The sequence below is a fragment of the Cupriavidus respiraculi genome, from assembly GCF_914271545.1.
GTDB classification, from domain to species: Bacteria; Pseudomonadota; Gammaproteobacteria; order Burkholderiales; family Burkholderiaceae; genus Cupriavidus; species Cupriavidus respiraculi.
Genome location: NZ_CAJZAH010000002.1, coordinates 1,143,645 through 1,158,936 on the forward strand (window position 1 = coordinate 1,143,645; position 15,292 = coordinate 1,158,936).

At 68.1% G+C, this 15,292-nt stretch carries 15 protein-coding genes and 1 tRNA gene; 9 read left to right on the forward strand and 7 right to left on the reverse strand.

The features are described 5' to 3' along the window. Positions 1-7: 7 nt before the first annotated feature. The 3 genes from LDO27_RS13075 to recA all read right to left on the reverse strand — a co-directional run bounded on the left by LDO27_RS13075 (position 8) and on the right by recA (position 2,507). On the reverse strand, positions 8-682 hold the full coding sequence (locus tag LDO27_RS13075; protein WP_222201916.1) for a DUF2889 domain-containing protein: 675 nt from the start codon (positions 680-682) through the stop codon (positions 8-10). Between the two features lie 211 nt (positions 683-893). After that, positions 894-1,373, reverse strand: a complete 480-nt coding sequence (gene recX / locus LDO27_RS13080; RefSeq protein ID WP_224042153.1) for a recombination regulator RecX — start codon at positions 1,371-1,373, stop codon at positions 894-896. 75 nt (positions 1,374-1,448) lie between these two features. After that, positions 1,449-2,507 carry a recombinase RecA gene (gene recA, locus LDO27_RS13085; protein ID WP_222201920.1) on the reverse strand — a complete coding sequence of 353 codons (1,059 nt, stop codon included), beginning with the start codon at positions 2,505-2,507 and terminating at the stop codon, positions 1,449-1,451. Between the two features lie 305 nt (positions 2,508-2,812). On the opposite strand from recA, the gene LDO27_RS13090 reads away from it, so the two are divergent. From LDO27_RS13090 to LDO27_RS13115, 6 genes are all read left to right on the forward strand, one after another. Further along, positions 2,813-3,502 carry a response regulator gene (locus LDO27_RS13090; protein ID WP_222201922.1) on the forward strand — a complete coding sequence of 230 codons (690 nt, stop codon included), beginning with the start codon at positions 2,813-2,815 and terminating at the stop codon, positions 3,500-3,502. An 81-nt stretch (positions 3,503-3,583) separates the two neighbouring features. After that, complete coding sequence (locus tag LDO27_RS13095) at positions 3,584-5,128, forward strand: sensor histidine kinase (RefSeq protein ID WP_222201924.1); 1,545 nt, start codon at positions 3,584-3,586, stop codon at positions 5,126-5,128. Then, positions 5,125-5,430 carry a DUF4212 domain-containing protein gene (locus LDO27_RS13100; RefSeq protein ID WP_222201926.1) on the forward strand — a complete coding sequence of 102 codons (306 nt, stop codon included), beginning with the start codon at positions 5,125-5,127 and terminating at the stop codon, positions 5,428-5,430. Before LDO27_RS13095 ends, LDO27_RS13100 begins: the two co-directional genes overlap by 4 nt. A 169-nt stretch (positions 5,431-5,599) precedes the next feature. Beyond that, positions 5,600-7,297, forward strand: a complete 1,698-nt coding sequence (locus LDO27_RS13105; RefSeq protein ID WP_224042154.1) for an MFS transporter — start codon at positions 5,600-5,602, stop codon at positions 7,295-7,297. Positions 7,298-7,466: 169 nt separating this feature from the next. Continuing rightward, positions 7,467-7,543 (forward strand) — tRNA-Met (locus tag LDO27_RS13110). A gap of 159 nt (positions 7,544-7,702) precedes the next feature. Continuing rightward, positions 7,703-8,122 carry an FKBP-type peptidyl-prolyl cis-trans isomerase gene (locus LDO27_RS13115; protein WP_222201928.1) on the forward strand — a complete coding sequence of 140 codons (420 nt, stop codon included), beginning with the start codon at positions 7,703-7,705 and terminating at the stop codon, positions 8,120-8,122. A 52-nt stretch (positions 8,123-8,174) separates the two neighbouring features. On the opposite strand, the gene LDO27_RS13120 is transcribed toward LDO27_RS13115, so the two are convergent. Further along, positions 8,175-9,215 carry a helix-turn-helix transcriptional regulator gene (locus tag LDO27_RS13120; RefSeq protein WP_224042155.1) on the reverse strand — a complete coding sequence of 347 codons (1,041 nt, stop codon included), beginning with the start codon at positions 9,213-9,215 and terminating at the stop codon, positions 8,175-8,177. A gap of 338 nt (positions 9,216-9,553) precedes the next feature. Here LDO27_RS13120 and LDO27_RS13125 point away from each other — a divergent pair, with 338 nt between their 5' ends. After that, positions 9,554-9,889, forward strand: coding sequence for a hypothetical protein (locus tag LDO27_RS13125; RefSeq protein WP_224042157.1), 336 nt, complete (start codon positions 9,554-9,556; stop codon positions 9,887-9,889). Between the two features lie 169 nt (positions 9,890-10,058). On the opposite strand, the gene LDO27_RS13130 is transcribed toward LDO27_RS13125, so the two are convergent. Beyond that, positions 10,059-11,147: a CaiB/BaiF CoA transferase family protein gene (locus LDO27_RS13130; protein WP_224042158.1), complete on the reverse strand. Its 1,089-nt coding sequence runs from the start codon at positions 11,145-11,147 to the stop codon at positions 10,059-10,061. A 310-nt stretch (positions 11,148-11,457) separates the two neighbouring features. Here LDO27_RS13130 and LDO27_RS13135 point away from each other — a divergent pair, with 310 nt between their 5' ends. Continuing rightward, positions 11,458-11,895 (forward strand): universal stress protein, encoded by a 438-nt coding sequence (locus LDO27_RS13135; protein ID WP_222201932.1) that lies wholly within the window; start codon positions 11,458-11,460, stop codon positions 11,893-11,895. 47 nt (positions 11,896-11,942) lie between these two features. Here the strand turns inward: LDO27_RS13135 and LDO27_RS13140 are convergent, their stop codons facing one another. Continuing rightward, a complete protein-coding gene (locus LDO27_RS13140) occupies positions 11,943-12,977 on the reverse strand; it encodes a serine/threonine protein kinase (protein ID WP_224042160.1) in 1,035 nt (344 codons plus the stop codon). A 29-nt stretch (positions 12,978-13,006) separates the two neighbouring features. Then, positions 13,007-14,599 (reverse strand): DEAD/DEAH box helicase, encoded by a 1,593-nt coding sequence (locus LDO27_RS13145; RefSeq protein WP_224042161.1) that lies wholly within the window; start codon positions 14,597-14,599, stop codon positions 13,007-13,009. 278 nt (positions 14,600-14,877) lie between these two features. Here LDO27_RS13145 and LDO27_RS13150 point away from each other — a divergent pair, with 278 nt between their 5' ends. Next, positions 14,878-15,252, forward strand: a complete 375-nt coding sequence (locus LDO27_RS13150) for a hypothetical protein (protein WP_222201936.1) — start codon at positions 14,878-14,880, stop codon at positions 15,250-15,252. Positions 15,253-15,292 lie beyond the last annotated feature (40 nt).

Here is a 15,292-nt window from a genome sequence, read left to right on the forward strand (position 1 = left end):
CAGGCGATCAGCCGGTGGTGCCGGTGGGCCTGTGCGGGGAGCCGCCGCCGCCGTCGGAAGCGAACGCCTCCGGCTGCTGCGCCTGCGAGGCAGGAGGCGCTTCCGCCCTGCTCCTCGGCTTCGGCTGGTAGCCATACCAGCGCGGGTAAAACTGCCGGACCACCTCGCCTTCGAAATGCAGGGCGTGGCAGCCATGCAGCTGGTAAGGCGGTTCGGTATTGGTGTCGTTAGTCTCGCCGTCGCGAATGTTGATCACTTCGCCGGCGAAGGCCTGGATGGCGGTGGTGGGCAGGACGCCCGCCAGCTCGGTCAGATGGGTGCAGCCGGCGACGCCGGCCAGGCGCTCGCGGACCGCCTTGCGGAAGCCCTTGGCCAGATTGAGGCCGATCAGCTTGCGGTACGCCGGGCCGATGGTGTCGCAATGTCCGGGATAAGGCACCCAGTCGGAGCAGGCTTCGGCATCCAGCACGTTCATGCGCTCGTCGATCGTGATGCGCAGCCACAGGTCGTGCAGCGGTTCGCCCAGCGGGCGGACCCGGCCGCCGGCCAGCGCGATTTCACGCGGTTTGGTGTCGGTCAGGCGCGCCTCGATGTCCCAAAGGCCGTCGTCCCTCAAATACGCATCTGCCGTGATGGCACGGCGGTGGCGCGGGGAGCGGTTGACGGGGGGAGAAAGCGGCATAACACCAGACGGGAACGGGATGGACGGCTCGTGCGAAAACCGCAAGAGTTTATCACGGCGAGATCGTGTGCCCGGGAACACCCTGATGGAAAAAGGTGTCGGGTTGCTCTTGTCGATGGGAAGTGGGTCGCAACGTTTGTCGGTTTGCGAACGTTTGCCAAAGGCGGTGCCGGCGCCGCCTGTCGCCCGACACCCCGGCATGGCGGGCGGCTCAGCCCTCCGTATCGCCCCAATCGCCGCCCAGGGCATCTGCGTCCCTGATCAGCCGGCTGACCACCGCGCTGGAAAAACCGCGGGCCATCATGAAACGGATCTGCCTGGCCTTTTCCTCGGCCGACTCCGGCGGGGTGCCGAAGCGCTTCTGCCAGACCGCGCGGGCACGCTCGACTTCGGTGGCACGCAGCCGGTCCTGCAGATCGGCCAGCTGTTCGCCATCGAGCTGATGGGTGCGCGCCTCCTGCATGACCCGCGCCGCGCCGTACCGGCTGGCCCGCCGATGGACCAGGCTATCGACGAAACGGTCGTTCGACAGCCAGTTCTCGCGCTCCAGCGCGTCCAGCAGGCGGGTCAGTTCCTCGGGGGATTCGGCGTGCGGAGCCAGCTTGCGGCTCAGTTCGGCGCGGCTGTGCTCGCGCCGCGACAGGTAGCCGACGGCGCGCGCCTTCAGAGACAGGGGGGGACGGGCGGGCATGGCGATGCGGGCGGTGTCGCCCGCTCACGCGGATAAAGCATGCCGGCGCCCGGGAACCCCGGGCACCGGCCGGCTTCAGTCCTGTTCCGCGGTGGCGGGCGTGCCGTTCATCGCGACCACGCCCAGGGCGGCGCGGACCTTGTTCTCGATTTCGTCGGCGATGTCCGGATTCTCGCGCAGGAATTCGCGCGCGTTGTCCTTGCCCTGGCCGATCTTCTCGCCGTTGTAGCTGTACCAGGCACCGGACTTCTCGACGATCTTGGCATCCACGCCCAGGTCGATGATCTCGCCCTGGCGCGAGATGCCGGCGCCGTAGAGGATGTCGAAGAAGGCCTCGCGGAACGGCGGCGACACCTTGTTCTTGACCACCTTCACCTTGGTCTCGTTGCCGATCACGTCGTCGCCCTTCTTGATCGAGCCGATACGGCGGATGTCCAGGCGCACCGACGCGTAGAACTTCAGCGCATTGCCACCGGTCGTGGTTTCCGGCGAGCCGAACATCACGCCGATCTTCATGCGGATCTGGTTGATGAAGATCACCAGGCAGTTGGTGCGCTTGATGGTGCCGGTCAGCTTGCGCAGCGCCTGGCTCATCAGGCGCGCCTGCAGGCCGGGCAGCGAATCGCCCATTTCGCCCTCGATTTCCGCCTTGGGCACGAGCGCCGCCACGGAGTCGATCACGATCAGGTCCACCGAGCCCGAGCGCACCAGCGCATCGGTAATTTCCAGGGCCTGCTCGCCGGTGTCCGGCTGCGAGATCAGCAGGTCGCCCACCGACACGCCCAGCTTGCTGGCGTAGTTGACGTCGAGCGCGTGCTCGGCGTCGATGAACGCGCAGGTGCCGCCCAGCTTCTGCATCTCGGCCACGACCTGCAGCGTCAGCGTGGTCTTGCCCGACGATTCCGGACCGTAGATCTCGACCACCCGGCCGCGCGGCAGGCCGCCGACGCCCAGCGCGATGTCCAGGCCGAGCGAACCGGTCGAAACCACCTGGATGTCCTTCTCGACGTCTCCGTCGCCCATCCGCATGATCGAGCCCTTGCCGAACTGCTTCTCGATCTGGGCGAGCGCGGCGGCCAGCGCCTTCTGCTTTTCGGCGCTCACGCCAGCACCCGCCTTCTTGCCGTCATCCATGGTCGTCCTTCCGTCAATGGTGTATAAATAGCCGCATTGGCGCGGCGCCTGCTATTGGAGGCTACCGTGCCCGACCCGCGCCGGACTCGGCAAATACTAAAAATCAGTTGCTGAATCGGCCTTCATCGATGGCACCGGCGACGGCGCCCACGAAGTTTCGACGAAGTCTGGATTCACGTGGCTGAAGCCCGGGGTCGCCCCAAAAGCGCACCAGCCCGGAATAAGCGGGTACTGTATAAAAAAACAGTATGCTTGGCAAGTCCCATCGGAAGCCCGATGCGGAAGCCGGCCTGGGTGGAGACAATATGCGCATTCTTATCGCGGAAGACGACGACGTGCTGGCCGACGGACTGACACGCTCGCTGCGCCAGTCCGGCTACGCCGTCGATCACGTCACCAATGGCGTCGAGGCCGACTCGGCGCTGTCCACGCAAGCTTTCGACCTGCTGATCCTCGATCTCGGCCTGCCCCGCATGGCCGGGCTCGAGGTGCTCAAGCGCCTGCGCGCCCGCGGCGCCATGGTGCCCGTGCTGATCCTGACGGCCGCCGACAGCGTGGGCGAACGGGTCAAGGGCCTGGACCTGGGCGCCGACGACTATATGGCCAAGCCCTTCGCGCTGTCCGAACTGGAGGCGCGGGTGCGGGCGCTGGTGCGCCGCGGCACCGGCGGCGGCGCCACGCTGATGCGCCACGGCCCGCTGTCCTTCGACCAGGTCGGCCGCATCGCCTATCTGAACGACCAGATGCTGGACCTGTCTGCCCGCGAAGTCGGCCTGCTGGAGATACTGCTCACGCGCACCGGCCGCCTCGTCTCCAAGGAACAGCTGGTGGACCACCTGTGCGAGTGGGGCGAGGAAGTGAGCAACAACGCGATCGAGGTCTATGTCCACCGCCTGCGCAAGAAAATCGAGATCGGCGGCATCCGCATCGCCACGGTGCGGGGCCTGGGCTACTGCCTCGAGAAATTCCAGCCCGTCGTCGCGGCCCATCACTAGTGCCGCCGTCCATGGCACCCGCGACGGCACCCTGCGCGGCATCCGCGGCATGACCCTGACCACCCCGAGGCCGGCCGCGCCATGAGCCTGCTGAGAATGCCCTGGCGCCGTCCCGCGCCCGCGCCGGCGCCCTCCCGCGAAGAAGACGTCAGCGACGAGGCGCTCGCCGACGCCCTGCCCCATCTGGAAGAGAGCGCCGCAGAACCGCCCCCGCGCTCGCTGTTCGGCGAGATCCTCGACTGGATGCTGGCGCCGCTGCTGCTGCTCTGGCCGATGAGCATCGCGGTGACCTACCTGGTGGCCAAATCCATCGCCAACGGCCCCTTCGACCGCGCGCTCGAGGCCAGCGCCATCGTGCTGTCGCAGCAGGTGCGCGAGGTCAACGGGCGCGTGACGCTGCAGCTGCCGCTGTCGGCGCGGGAGATCCTGCGCGCCGACGAGACCGACAGCATCTATTACCAGGTGGTGGGCACGCACGGCGAGTTCGTCGCCGGCGACCGCGACATGCCGCTGCCCAACGAGGACGATCGCGGGCACGCGGGCCTCGTTTCCCTGCGCGACGATCGCGTCGGCGGCGGCGACGTCCGCGTGGCCTATACCTACGTCCCCCTCAAAGGCGTGCCCGGCAACCAGCCGGTGCTGGTGCAGGTGGCCGAGACGCTGGACAAGCGCGCCCGGCTCGCCAACGAGATCATCAAGGGCGTGATCCTGCCGCAGTTCGTGATCCTGCCGCTCGCGGTGGTGCTGGTGTGGTTCGGCCTCTCGCGCGGGCTGGCGCCGCTGAACGCGATCCAGCAGCGCATCCGCGCGCGCAATCCCGGCGATACCAGCCCCATCGACGAACGGGCCGCGCCGCAGGAGCTGACGCCGCTGGTGGCCTCGTTCAACGAACTGCTGGAGCGGCTGGAGCAATCGGTGCAGACGCAGAAGCGCTTCATCGCCGATGCCGCCCATCAGATGAAGACACCGCTTGCCGGCCTGCGCATGCAGGCGGAACTGGCGCAGCGGGAGCAGTCTCCCGAGGAGTTGCGCCGCTCGCTGGCGCAGATCGCCGGCAGCTCCGAGCGCACCGCGCACCTGGTCACGCAGCTGCTGTCGCTGGCGCGCATGGAGAACTTCGGCGGCGCGCACAACATGGCGCCGCTGGACCTGGCCGCGCTGGCCCGCGAGGTGGTCAAGGACTGGCTGCCGCAGGCATGGGCACGGCAGATCGACCTGGGCATCGACGACGCCGACCATCCGGTGCTGGTACAGGGCAACCGCCTGATGCTCACCGAGATGCTGAACAACCTGATCGACAATGCCATCCGCTACACGCCCGCCGGCGGGCATGCGACGGTGCGGGCGACGGCGGACGCGTTCGAGCCCTTCGCCTATCTCGACGTGGAGGACACCGGCCACGGCATTCCGGCCGCCGAACGCGGCCGGGTGATGGAGCGCTTCTACCGCGTGCTGGGCACCCGCACCGAGGGCAGCGGCCTGGGCCTGGCCATCGTGCGGGAGATCGTGCAGCAGCACGGCGGCGAAGTGAGCATCGGCGACAACGTCTATCAGCACGAGCCCCGTGCCGCGGGCACGCGCGTGCGCGTCACGCTGCGCCGGCCGCCGCCGGGAAGTCCGGCATGAGCGCGGCCGACAACGATCGCGCGGCCTGGCGCCTGAACGTGCGCTGGATCGCCGCCCTGCTGACCGTCTGGTTCGTGGTCACCTTCGTCGTCAGCTGGTATGCCCGGGAACTGCGCTTCGACTTCTTCGGCTGGCCCTTCTCGTTCTGGGCGGGCGCGCAGGGCGTGCTGATCCTCTACGTCGTCATGGCGGTCGTCTATGCCTGGCGCATGAACCGCGCCGACGACGAGGCGGCCGACGCCGACGAGCGCGACGCCGCCGATCGTGCATCGCAGCAAGGCAACCCGCGCGCGCGGCCCTAGCGTATACCCCGACCGCTTCGACCGCAAAGTCGGCAACTCTGTCAGAACGCCGTAAGTTTCGCCTCCCAGAATCCAGTCACCCTCGACGGCCCGGTCGCGGCCTGGCGTTGCCGCCCCCACGCGCCACGGGCCGATCGAACATCCTGACGAAAGACGGAGGAGACACAAGATGGCTAACGCGCAGAACGTTGCAATGCCGGGAGGCGGAGCACAGAGCTCGGCGATGACCCGGGAAGAGAGAAAGGTGATCATCGCCTCGTCTCTCGGCACCGTGTTCGAGTGGTACGACTTTTACCTGTACGGTTCGCTGGCGGCGATCATCGCCAAGCAGTTTTTCTCGGGTCTCGATCCAACCTCCGCCTTCATCTTCGCGCTGCTGGCCTTCGCCGCCGGCTTCATCGTGCGGCCCTTCGGCGCACTGGTGTTCGGCCGCCTCGGCGACATGATCGGCCGCAAGTACACGTTCCTGGTCACCATCCTGATCATGGGCGTCTCCACCTTCATCGTGGGCCTGCTGCCCGGCTACGCCACCATCGGGTGGGCGGCGCCGATCATCCTGATCGCGCTGCGCATGCTGCAAGGTCTGGCACTGGGCGGCGAATACGGCGGCGCCGCGACCTACGTGGCCGAGCACGCGCCGCACGGCAAGCGCGGTTCGTACACGTCGTGGATCCAGACCACCGCGACGCTGGGCCTGTTCCTGTCGCTGATCGTGATCCTGATCTGCCGCGAGCTGACCGGGCCGAACTTCGAAGTGTGGGGCTGGCGTATCCCGTTCCTGCTGTCGATCCTGCTGCTGGGCATCTCCGTCTATATCCGCCTGTCGATGAACGAGTCGCCGGCCTTCCAGAAGATGAAGTCGGAAGGCAAGACCTCGAAGGCGCCGTTGACGGAGTCGTTCGGGCAGTGGCGCAACCTGAAGATCGTGATCCTCGCACTTGTCGGCCTGACCGCCGGCCAGGCGGTGGTCTGGTACACGGGCCAGTTCTACGCGCTGTTCTTCCTGACGCAGGTGCTGAAGGTCGATGCGAAGACCGCCAACCTGCTGATCGCGGGCGCCCTGGTGCTCGGCACGCCGTTCTTCATCTTCTTCGGCATGCTGTCGGACAAGATTGGCCGCAAGTGGATCATCATGGCCGGCTGCGCGCTGGCGGTGCTGACCTACTTCCCGCTGTTCAAGGCGCTGACCCACTACGCCAATCCGGCACTGGAGCGCGCGCAGCAGACCGCCCAGATCACGGTGACGGCCGATCCGCGCGAGTGCTCGTTCCAGGGCAGCCCGATCGCCCGCGAGGTGGACTTCCGCAGCTCCTGCGACATCGCCAAGCGCACGCTGGCACAGGCATCGGCCAGCTATGAAGTCGTGGAGGCGCCCCCCGGCACCGTGGCTACGGTTCGCATCGGCGACAAGGAAATCTCGTCGCTGAACGCCAAGCTGGCGAATCCGCATACCTTCGACGACGCCAGCAAGGCGCAGATCGCGGCGTTCAAGAAGGAGGTGTCCGGCTCGATGGCGGCGGCCGGCTATCCCACCAAGGCGGACCCGGCGCAGATGAACACGGTGATGGTGCTGGTGATCCTGGTGATCCTGGTGCTGTACGTGACCATGGTCTACGGACCGATCGCCGCCATGCTGGTGGAGATGTTCCCCACGCGCATCCGCTACACCTCGATGTCGCTGCCCTACCATATCGGCAACGGCTGGTTCGGCGGCCTGCTGCCCACCATCTCCTTCGCGCTGGTGGCGCAGAACGGCAACATCTACTACGGTCTCTGGTACCCGATCGTGATCGCCGCCATGACGTTCATCATCGGCTCGCTGTTCATCCGCGAGACCAAGGACGTGGACATCTACGCCCGCGACTGAGCGTGACGCAGGCAGCCGGTCTCCGCGCGAGCGGGGCCGGCACGAGCCGGCAGCCGCAAGGCTCGCCGGCTTTTTTATTGGCGCCGCACCGAACGGGCCGGGCTTGCCCGGTTCTTCGCACGAAGGTGTTGACAGCCAAAAAACCGCAGGTATAATCGCATTCTTCTTTGGCGAATTAGCTCAGTCGGTTAGAGCGACGGAATCATAATCCGCAGGTCCGGGGTTCGAGTCCCTGATTCGCCACCAGATTCAAAAAGGGCCCAGCTTGCGCTGGGCCCTTTTTCTTTGGGCCGCCGGCGCGGGGGCGCGCCACACATCGGGATGCGGCACGGGCCGCGGCCTTTCGCGTTTAGCATATGGCTTTTCGCCTCACCCCACCCAAGCCATCAGGAGCGCCGCAGACCCATGAAGCCATCCCTCGCCATTCTCGCCGCCGTCGCCTCGCTGTCGACCTTCTCTCTCGCCCACGCCGCCGGCGCCAGCGCGCCGACCGAAAAGCTCTCCTCGGGCGTAACGGTCGAGCAGATCACCAAGGGCACCGGCGCCACGCCCAAGGCGTCGGATGTCGTCAAGGTGCACTACCGCGGCACGCTGACGGACGGCACGGAGTTCGACAGCTCCTACAAGCGCGGTCAGCCGATCTCGTTCCCGCTGAACCGGGTCATCCCCTGCTGGACCGAAGGCGTGCAGCGCATGCAGGTGGGCGGCAAGGCCAAGCTGACGTGCCCCGGCCCGACCGCCTACGGCTCGCGCGGCATTCCGGGAACCATCCCGCCCAACGCCACGCTGCTGTTCGATGTCGAGCTGATCGGCATCGGCGGCTGAGTCCGCCCGACGGCCGGTGCGACGCGCCTTGCCGCACCGGCTTTTTTTTCGCCTAGCGCCGGCAGTATTGCTTGGCGGCCATCCTCGCGTCGGCCGCCATCTCGCGGCGCAGGCCAATCGGCTCGAGCACTTCCACGCCGGCACCGAACGAGCGCAGCCACTGCCGCAACCGCTCGTTGAGCTCGACGGTGCAATGCACGGTCACCGAGCCGTCGGGCCGGATCTCTTCGGTCTGGTCCGCCGACAACGCGCATTCCCTCACCTGCACGCCGTATTCGCGGTGAAAGCGCACGGCCAGCTTGATATCCCCTTCCGACAGCAGATCGAATTCGCAGCACTGCGCCACATGGTCGGCCAGGCAGAAGTCGGGCGGATAGTCGAAGCGCTCGGGCCGGATCGTGGCCGACGCAATGCGATCCAGCCGGATGCTGGCGATGTCCGGCGTGCCGCCCTCGATCGCCACCAGATACACCTGCGACGCCTTCTCGACCAGCCCCAGCGGCTTGACCGTGAGCCGGCGCTCCGGGGCGTTGCGGGGCCGGTAGACGATATCGAGCTGGCGCTCGGCGAACACCGCATCGGACACGGCATGGAACACCGCCTCGCGCGGGCGAAGGGGCAGCAGCGGAAAGGCAGCGTCGACCAGGACGATCTTGCGATGCCATGCCACCTGGCTCTCGTTGCCCGGGCCCTGGCGCAGGCGCATGTCCGCCGCCTCGAATACCTCCTGCAGCGAAGTCGTCAGCAGGGCCGTGATCTGGCGCCCGCAGAACCGGCGCAGCGCCTGCAGCGCCAGCGCTTCGTCCTCGCTCATCCACAGCGATCCCTCGGTCCACAGCCGCGCACTGGCCTGCGCCCTGCGCCACGCCAACCCGCCGTGCGACGCCGCGCCGGGCGCCGTAGCGGCGTCCCGGCAGCGCACGGCGCCCTGCGCCATCAACAGCGTCAGCCGGTGTTGCACCGCATCGGTCAGCGGCGCGGAAATGCCCTTGTGCTCGAGCGCGTCGACGACTTCAGCGGTAGTCAGCCAATCGCGCTCGGCGGTGTCGTTGGGCAAGACGGAAAGGATGGAGGTGTCCAGGTCGGAGGCCATGCAAGCTCGGGAGAATGACGTCTATCGGGATGCACGCCCGCCGGCTCGAAGGCAAGCGGCCAGCGTGTCGGCGTCAGCCTAATGAAGACGTTCCCTCAGGCTTGCAGAAAATCAACAGAGACGGGCGATTCTCGCCATCGAGAATCGAATGGATTTGTCGAATGTGAGCGCGACGGCGCTGTCGTATTGAGAATTGTCTTATTGGCAGCGCGACCGGATGGTGGCAGCGGTGCCTTCTGGACCTCGCCAGTCCCTTCGCGCGGACATTCATTATTTTTGAACGATCAATTGCAATCCAGACCATCCCGCCGCCTCGCCGACGGCATATTCTTCAGTCCATGGAACAACAACGCAGCGAACCGAAGGGTTCTCTCAATTTAAACGACCTGGAGAAAATCATGACCGTCACCACCACCCGCCTCGTCCTCAGCGCTGCCATCGCCGGCGCCGCGCTGCTCTCGCTCAATTCGGTGTTCGCCGCCGACGCCCGCACCCACGCCGGCGACAACTATGGCTATGTCTATCGCACGGTGGATGCCTACACGGACGGCGCCCGCAAGGTCGACGCGTTCACCGATGGCGCCCGCCAGGCCGATCCCTTCACCGACGGCGCCCGCGAGCGCGACGCGTTCTCGGAAGGCGCCCGCACGGCCGGCCGGGATTTCCGGGAATAAGGCCGGACCGGCCGCCACCCATCGCTTGGGAGCAAACACCATGACCTTGCGGGATAGCGCGTTTATCGTCGCGGGCTGGATGGGCGCCTGCCTGCTCAGCGGCTGGCTGGTCGCGTTCGCGGCCGGGCTGGCGCGGGCCTGAAGCCGCCACCGGCCCCGGCGCTCGGCGCTAGCCGGCGGGCACGAAGCGCGGCGCGGCATTGGCGCGATGCGCCTCGCCGCCGGCATGCGGGGCGCTGCGAAACACGCCGCGGGCGACGTTGTGCGGATGGCGCGCGGCTTCGTCCAGCGTGAGCACGGGCGCGAAGCACACGTCCGTGCCTTCGAGCAACTCGCACCACTCGCCGCTGGGCCGTGTGGCGATCAGCGCTGCGATGCGCGATTTCAGCGCCGGCCATTGCGCGCGATCGTACTGGGCGGAAGCGTCGACATCGTGCAGGCCCAGCTTGTCGAGCAACAGCCGGTAGAACTGCGGCTCCAGCGCGCCAAGCGTGATGGCGCGGCCATCGGCGCAGCGGTAGACGTCGTAGAACGGCGAATCGTGGAAGGGACTCGGGACGGCACCGCCCACCGTGCCGGCGGCCTGGGCCACTTGCAGCAGCGAACCGAGCATCGCGGCGATATCGGTGATGGCGGCGTCGATCACGCAGCCCTGCCCGCTCTGGCGCGCATGCAGCACGCCGCTGGCGATGCCGAAGGCCAGACCCAGCGCGCCGACCGCATCGCCCAGCACGGTGGGAGGCGTCACGGGCATCGCCCCGTCCCGACCGGCGAAGGCCAGCAGCCCGGTCAGCGCGATGTAGTTCAGATCGTGCCCTGCGCTGGCCGCCAGGGGACCGTGCTGGCCCCATCCCGTCATGCGGCCGTAGACGAGGGCGGGATTGCGGCCGTGGCAGACCTCGGGCCCGAGACCGAGCCGCTCCATCGCGCCGGGCCGCAGTCCCTCGATCAGCGCATCCGCGTCGGCGATCAGGTCCAGCGCGGCCTCGATCCCGGCCGGCGTCTTCAGGTCCAGCTTCACCACCCGCTTGCCATGCTCGATGGCGATCTCGTCGGGCACCTCGCTGATGCGCAGCACCCGGCGCGCGTCCGGCGCCACCGGCCGGGCCACCAGCACGACGTCGGCACCCAGTCCGACCAGCATCGCCCCGCACAGCGGTCCGGGCCCGATGCCCTCGAATTCCACCACGCGCACGCCACGCAGCGGCTTCAGCCCTCCGCCCGCCTGTCCTGTTCCCATCGTCGCCGCCTCGGTCATTCCGTCTCCTGTCATGGTCCGGGTACCGGCGCCCGCCCGCGGGACGGTTGCCAGCCCGTCCCCATGCTAGAGGCGAACGCAGCGCCTCACAATGGCAGAAACGGACAGCGGGATTGGCGGCGGCAAACTGTAATGCAACCTCCGGCCGACGAGAAAGTCACACCGATTTGATCTGGATCGTGGCGAGGCCGCGCCGTGGGTGCCATCATGGTGTCAGGAAGCGGCCCGTTCCCGATGCCGGTCCGGTGGCCATCGGCGTTCCCGCCGAGGGCATGACAACGTGCACAAACCCGCCAAGGAGATTCTCGCCATGACCAATATCGTCCTCGCCACCGACGGCTCGCCCTTCAGCGACGCCGCAGCGCGTGCCATTGTCGAAGGGAAGTTGCTGCAACCGGGATTCACGGTGCATGTGGTGCACGTGGCGCCGGAAGTCACCGGGCAAGTGCGCGCCTTCGTCAGCAAAGACGCCATCGACGACTGGCACCGTGAGGAAAGCGAGAAAGCCATGAAGTCGGTATGCGACATCCTTGCCGCCGGCCAGGTTCCGGTGCAGACCCACGCCCTGCATGGCTTTCCGTCGGAACGCATCGTCGAGCAGGCCCGCGCGCTGAATGCCGAGGCCATCGTGATGGGCACCCATGGACGCGGCTCGTTCTTCGACGCGGTACTCGGCTCGGTGGCCGGGCGCGTGCTGGCCAGCGCGCCGTGTCCGGTGGTGCTGGTCAAGGCGCCGGACCGGAAGTAACCGCCGGCAGACCGAAGCAGCAGGTAGTCGCGCCGCCGCCGCGTCCGCTACACGGGCCAGAGCGGCGGCTCGTCCATCAGCGCGATCTGCTCGCGCAGCTCCAGGATGCGGTCCTGCCAGTAGCGGTCGGTGCCGAACCAGGGAAACGCCGCCGGAAACGCGGGATCGTCCCAGCGGCTGGCGAGCCAGGCACTGTAGTGCAGCAGCCGCAGCGTGCGCAGCGCCTCGATCAGATACAGCTCGCGGGGGTTGAAGTCCGCGAAGTCCTCGTAGCCCGCCAGCACATCGGCAAGCTGGCTCTGCATGGCGGCGCGGTCGCCTTCCAGCAGCATCCACAAGTCCTGCACTGCGGGCCCCATGCGGCTATCGTCGAAGTCCACGAAATGCGGTCCGGGCGTGCCGGTGCGCGCATCCGCCTCATCGATCCACAGCACATTGCCGCGGTGACAATCGCCATGCAGGCGCAGCATGCCGACGTCGCCGGCACGGTCATAGCAGCGCCGCACGCCTTCCAGCGCCAGATCCGCGGCGGCCTGCCACGCGGGCAGCAGCTCGCGCGGAATGCATGACTGCGCCAGCAGCCAGTCGCGCGGCGCCACGCCAAAGCTTTCGATATTCAGATAAGGCCGCGCCTGATAGGGCTGTGTGGCCCCGACGGCGTGGATGCGGCCGACGAACCGGCCCAGCCACGTCAGCGTGTCCGGGCGGTCGAGTTCGGGCCCCCGTCCGCCGCAGCGCGGGAACACCGCGAAGCGGAAGCCCTGATGCGTGTGCAAAGTCGTGCCGGCGACCTCGATCGCCGGCACGGCCGGGATCTCGGCGTCGGCCAGCTGGCGCACGAATGCATGCTCTTCGAGAATCGCCGCATCGGACCACCGGCCCGGCCGGTAGAACTTGACGATGACGGGCGCGGCCTGGTCGATGCCAACCTGCCACACGCGGTTCTCGTAGCTGTTGAGGGCGAGCAGCCGGCCGTCCGGCTCGAAGCCGGCGGCATCGAGCGCATCCAGTATCGCGTCAGGCGTCAGCCCCGCATAGGGGGCCGCGGCGCCCTCACCGGGGACGGAAGGATCGGTCGGCATCGCGCTGCTCGTCTCGGGCGCCCGGCGCCTCAGGAACCGTGGCGCGGGCGCTGGCCGCCCAGCAGTGCCGCCTGCGGCGCAGGCTTGCGCGCGCGCGCCTGCACGGGCGCACCGTCCTGACCGGCACGCGTCTGCGGGGAAGCGCCGCGGTTGCCGTTGGCCGAGGTGTTCGGCTTGCCGTTGCCCTGGCCGTTGCGCTGGCCATTGCCACCACCGTTGCCGCCGTTACTGCCATTGCGCGGTCCGCCTTGCGCCGCGCGGGGGCTGGCGCCTTCCGCAGCGCGCTCGCGCCGCTGGCCCGGCACCGCCGCTGCGGCCTGGGCTTGGCCACGACCCTGGGGGGGACGCGGGGCGCGTTCCTGGCGCCGCTGGCCGCCGGCATCGGCAGACCCGGCACCGCGACCCTGCGACTGGCCGCGTCCGCCGCCATTCTGGCCGCGGGATTGCCGGCCCTTCTGGATCGGCTCGGGCGCGATGGTCGGGTCGACCTCGAAACCCGGAATCACGGTCTGCTCCAGCTGGCGCTTGATCAGCCGTTCGATATCGCGCAGCAGGCCGTGCTCGTCCACGCAGACCAGCGAGATCGCCTCCCCTTCGGCGCCGGCGCGGCCAGTGCGGCCGATGCGGTGCACGTAGTCTTCCGGCACGTTGGGCAGATCGTAGTTGACCACGTGCGGCAGCTGGTCGATGTCGATGCCGCGCGCGGCGATATCGGTGGCGATCAGCAGGCGCAGCGTGCCGGCCTTGAATTCGGTCAGCGCGCGCGTGCGGGCCGACTGGCTCTTGTTGCCATGGATCGCCAGCGCGGACAGGCCGTCGCGCGTCAGCTGCTCGGCGAGCCGGTTGGCGCCGTGCTTGGTGCGGGTAAAGACCAGCACCTGGTGCCAGTCGTTCTCGCGCACCAGGTGCGCCAGCAGATCGCGCTTGCGTTCGCGGTCCACCGGGTAGACCCGCTGCGCTACCGTTTCCGCCGTGGTATTGCGGCGCGCGACCTCGATCGACGCCGGGTTGTCCAGCAGGCGGTCGGCCAGCGCGCGGATCTCGTCGGAGAACGTCGCGGAGAACAGCAGGTTCTGGCGCTTGGGCGGCAGGATGTTGAGAATCTTGCGGATATCGTGGATGAAGCCCATGTCGAGCATGCGGTCGGCTTCATCGAGCACCAGCATTTCGACCTGCGACAGATCGATGGTCCGCTGCGACACGTGGTCCAGCAGGCGACCCGGGGTGGCCACCACGATATCGACGCCGCGCTTGAGCTGCTCGATCTGCGGATTGATGCCGACGCCGCCGAACATCGCCATCGAACGCAGCTTCACGTACTTGCCATAGTTGCGCACGCTTTCCTCGACCTGCGCGGCAAGCTCGCGCGTCGGGGTCAGGACCAGGGCGCGCACGGGTGCGCGGGGGCCGCGGGCGGCCGGTGCGGATTCGGCGAGCAGCTGCAGCATCGGCAGGGTGAAACCGGCGGTCTTGCCGGTGCCGGTCTGCGCGCCGGCCAGCAGGTCGCCCCCTTTGAGGATGGCGGGAATGGCCTGCGCTTGAATGGGGGTGGGCGTGGTGTAGCCTTGTTCGGCCACGGCACGCACGAGCTTGTCGGACAAGCCCAAATCGGAAAAGGACATGGAATGACGCTTCGGCCGTCCTTGCGCACGAGGTGCGCCCAATCGCGAAGACGGCGTGGGTAGTAGGAGCCGGTGCCAGCCAGAGCGGCCGGGACCGGGGAAACGAGGCGACTGCCCCTCGCTCCACAGCAGGAAAGGCCCGTAGTGTAACAGCCCGGGCATTTGCGCACAGACAGCCGCAGGATCCCGGTATTCCGGCATGCCGCACGGCACCGGCGCAGCGCCGCGCCCGGGGTAGAATAGCGCCCTGCCGCCACCTGTCCCCGCTGGAGAACGCCATGCCCGCTGGCCGCGCCGCGCGCCCGCCCAAGCTAGCCGCCACCGCGCTGTCGGCGGCGGCAATATCCGCCGCCCTGCTGTGGGGCGCAACCGCGCTGGCCCAGCCCGTGCGTGCCATCCCCGCCGACGCGCCGCGCGCCGAGCTGGTGCTGGCGACCCCCACGGCGGCGGCGCCCCAGACCGCGATGCTGGACGGCAAGCCGTTCGGCGTCGCGCCGGGGCTGCGCCTGTTCGGGCCCGACAATCAGCTGCTTTCCACCGTCGCGGTGGCGCAGCGCAAGCTCGCGGTCCGCTACAAGCTCGACCTGTACGGCCAACTGCTGACCGCCTGGGTATTGAGCGAACAGGAACAGAAGGCGACACCGGCGCGGTAGCCGCCACCGACCAATCGGGCCGTCACCGGCCCTTGCATAT

Excerpts from the sequence above, each read along its gene's own strand:
- LDO27_RS13075 (WP_222201916.1), bottom strand. The coding sequence starts at position 682 with ATGCCGCTTTCTCCCCCCGTCAACCGCTCCCCGCGCCACCGCCGTGCC.
- recX (WP_224042153.1), bottom strand. The coding sequence starts at position 1,373 with ATGCCCGCCCGTCCCCCCCTGTCTCTGAAGGCGCGCGCCGTCGGCTAC.
- recA (WP_222201920.1), bottom strand. The coding sequence starts at position 2,507 with ATGGATGACGGCAAGAAGGCGGGTGCTGGCGTGAGCGCCGAAAAGCAG.
- LDO27_RS13090 (WP_222201922.1), top strand. The coding sequence starts at position 2,813 with ATGCGCATTCTTATCGCGGAAGACGACGACGTGCTGGCCGACGGACTG.
- LDO27_RS13095 (WP_222201924.1), top strand. The coding sequence starts at position 3,584 with ATGAGCCTGCTGAGAATGCCCTGGCGCCGTCCCGCGCCCGCGCCGGCG.
- LDO27_RS13100 (WP_222201926.1), top strand. The coding sequence starts at position 5,125 with ATGAGCGCGGCCGACAACGATCGCGCGGCCTGGCGCCTGAACGTGCGC.
- LDO27_RS13105 (WP_224042154.1), top strand. The coding sequence starts at position 5,600 with ATGGCTAACGCGCAGAACGTTGCAATGCCGGGAGGCGGAGCACAGAGC.
- LDO27_RS13115 (WP_222201928.1), top strand. The coding sequence starts at position 7,703 with ATGAAGCCATCCCTCGCCATTCTCGCCGCCGTCGCCTCGCTGTCGACC.
- LDO27_RS13120 (WP_224042155.1), bottom strand. The coding sequence starts at position 9,215 with ATGGCCTCCGACCTGGACACCTCCATCCTTTCCGTCTTGCCCAACGAC.
- LDO27_RS13125 (WP_224042157.1), top strand. The coding sequence starts at position 9,554 with ATGGAACAACAACGCAGCGAACCGAAGGGTTCTCTCAATTTAAACGAC.
- LDO27_RS13130 (WP_224042158.1), bottom strand. The coding sequence starts at position 11,147 with ATGACCGAGGCGGCGACGATGGGAACAGGACAGGCGGGCGGAGGGCTG.
- LDO27_RS13135 (WP_222201932.1), top strand. The coding sequence starts at position 11,458 with ATGACCAATATCGTCCTCGCCACCGACGGCTCGCCCTTCAGCGACGCC.
- LDO27_RS13140 (WP_224042160.1), bottom strand. The coding sequence starts at position 12,977 with ATGCCGACCGATCCTTCCGTCCCCGGTGAGGGCGCCGCGGCCCCCTAT.
- LDO27_RS13145 (WP_224042161.1), bottom strand. The coding sequence starts at position 14,599 with ATGTCCTTTTCCGATTTGGGCTTGTCCGACAAGCTCGTGCGTGCCGTG.
- LDO27_RS13150 (WP_222201936.1), top strand. The coding sequence starts at position 14,878 with ATGCCCGCTGGCCGCGCCGCGCGCCCGCCCAAGCTAGCCGCCACCGCG.